This is a genomic window from Acidovorax sp. KPB24-03 (assembly GCF_057546605.1).
On the sequence record NZ_BAAJYR010000465.1, the window covers coordinates 1 to 2,543 of the forward strand.

Annotated in this window: 3 protein-coding genes; 2 read left to right on the plus strand and 1 reads right to left on the minus strand. The window is 69.4% G+C overall.

All coding sequences use genetic code 11. The annotated features are described in order from the left end of the window. Positions 1-835 (plus strand): hypothetical protein (locus AC27KI_RS22645; protein ID WP_487115949.1); only part of this gene is annotated, 835 nt, incomplete at its 5' end. Positions 836-882: 47 nt separating this feature from the next. On the opposite strand, the gene AC27KI_RS22650 is transcribed toward AC27KI_RS22645, so the two are convergent. After that, positions 883-2,130, minus strand: coding sequence for an MFS transporter (locus AC27KI_RS22650; RefSeq protein WP_487115953.1), 1,248 nt, complete (start codon positions 2,128-2,130; stop codon positions 883-885). Between the two features lie 186 nt (positions 2,131-2,316). Here AC27KI_RS22650 and AC27KI_RS22655 point away from each other — a divergent pair. Next, positions 2,317-2,543 (plus strand): LysR family transcriptional regulator (locus AC27KI_RS22655; RefSeq protein WP_487115951.1); only part of this gene is annotated, 227 nt, incomplete at its 3' end.

Consider the following 2,543-nt stretch of genomic DNA (forward strand, 5'->3'; position numbering starts at 1 on the left):
CGCTGCGGGTGCTACGGGACCTGCGGGCACCGCCGGCGCTGCAGGCGCCACGGGAGCCACCGGAGCCACCGGGCCGACAGGCGCCGCCGGTGCGACGGGAGCGACCGGGTCGACAGGTGCCACGGGCGAGGGCTATGCCAACGGCACGGCTGGTGGGCAGATCACGTTGACGTCGTCGTCCGCGCCCTTCAGCCCGCAGGCTCCCGTCACGCTGACGGGAGACGCGAGCCTGAGCAATGCCGGCGTGCTCACCATCGCGGACGGCGCCATCACCGGCAACAAGATCGCCAACCTCAGCATCAACAATGCCAACATTGCCGTGAATGCCATCACCACCAGCAAGGTGGCGAATGGCACCGTGACCACCAGCAAGATGGCCGACCAGGCGATTTCCACGCTCAAGCTGCTGGACTCGGCGGTGACCAACGTCAAGCTGGCCGACGATGCGGTGAGCGTGTCCAAATTGCAGGGAGGTGCCTCCGCCGGGGCCCGAACCTACCTGCGCTCGGACGGCGTGTGGGTGCAGCCCGGGCAGCTCGTACAGGGCGGCACCCTGACATCGGGCTCCACCGTGCCCAGCACCCCGACCGGAGGGGTCTACTACGCGGCCCAGGGCGGCAGCACGCTGAACCTGCCCCCCGCGAACGTGGCGGGGCAGACGCTCACCATCATCACCCTCGATCCACAGAACGGCGCGTCGGTCATCCTGCAGGCCTCGGGCGCGGACACCATCGTGAATGCAAGCTTCAGCGGCAACGGCATCGGCAGCACCTTGCAGGGCGCCTTCAAGTACTTCCTGCTCAGCGACGGCAACGGGCGGTGGTTCGTGAACTGAAGCGCTCCGGCCGCAAAACGGCGGCGCCTTGCCCACCGCCGCCCGGTTCACGCCTTCGGCCCGGTCCCCTGCGGCCCCACCGCCGACATTCCGATGCCCAGCACCGCCAGTGCCCCCGTCAGCCCCACGATGGCCGGCCACCCGCCGTGCTGCCAGAACCATCCGCCCATCGATCCGACCACGCTCGAACCCATGTAGTAGAACCAGAGGTAGAGCGATGCCGCGTGCCCCTTGGTCAGCCCGGCCAGCGGGCCGATGGATGAACTGGCGATCGAGTGGCCGATGAAGAAACCGGTGGTCACCAGCGCGATGCCGGCGAACACGCCCCACAGCGACGGCGACAGGGTGAGCAGCGTGCCGCCCAGCATGAACGCGAAGCCCGCGGCGAGCAGCCCTCGCCGCCCCAGGCGGTCCGCCAGCCGGCCCGCCACGGACGACGACACGATGCCGAAGCCGAACACCAGGAACATCAGGCTGATCTGCGTCTGGCTGAGGCCGTAGGGTGCGCCGGACAGGCGGAACGTGGCGTAGTTGAACAGCGTCACGAAGATGCTCGTCAGCAGAAACCCGATGGCGAACAGCCGCAGCAGCCCGCGGTGGCGCAGGTGGCCGCCCCAGGCCCCCAAGTGGTAGCGGATCTGCAGCCCGGGCTGGGGCGTGAAGTGGCGCGACCGCGGCAGCAGCACGAGAAAGCCGATGGCCGACAGCAGGCACAGCGCGCCCAGGCAGCCCAGCGCGGCGCGCCAGCTCACCCATTCGGTGAGCACGCCCATGCCCACGCGCCCCATCATTCCGCCGAACGCCGTGCCCGCCACATACAGGCCCATGGTGTGCGCCAGATGGCGCGGGTCGATCTCCTCGGCCAGGTAGGCCATGGCCACGGCCGGCACGCCGCCCAGCACCAACCCTTCCAGCGCGCGGGCCACCAGCAGGCCGTGCCAGCTGGGCACGATGGCCGCGGCGATGTTCAGCAGCGAGGCCAGCGCCATCGAGGCGAACATCAACCCGCGCCGCCCCAGCGCCTGCGAAAACGCCCCCGCCAGCACGATCGCCACGGCCAGCAGGCCGGTGGTCAGCGACAGCGGCAAGGCGCTCTGCGCGGGGCTGATGCCGAACGATCGGGCAAACGCCGGCAGCAGCGGCTGCACGCAGTAGATGAGCGAAAAGCTGGCGAAACCCGCCAGGAACAGCGCCGCGGCGGCACGCCGGTAATCCGCGGAGCCGCGCGCGATCCAGCCCGAAGCGGACGTGCCCGGCGGCTTGGATCGGGCTGCGGGCGGTTCGGCCAGGGGCATGGCGGAAGGCGGGGCGAGGTCTGGAGAGGCGGTCAACGAAGGCATGGGTCGAACGATGGACGGCAGAGCAAGGCGGCAAGGGAAAGGCGCTGCGCCGAAAGGCAGCCAGCGCTGGAATCTAGGCGCTTCCCTCATATATGTCCAATATATGATTCATCTCATCACCATACCTATTTCAGATACCCGATGGAACTGCGACACATCCGCTACTTCATCGCCGTGGCCGAGGAAGGCAACTTCACCCGCGCCGCGGCGCGCCTGGGCATGGCGCAGCCGCCGCTGAGCCTGCAGATCAAGGACCTGGAAGCCGAGGTGGGCGTGCCGCTGTTCCACCGCGTGCCGCACGGCGCGCAGCTCACCGACGCGGGCCGCGCCTTCCTGGAAGGCGTGGGTGGCCTGCCGGCGCGCACCTT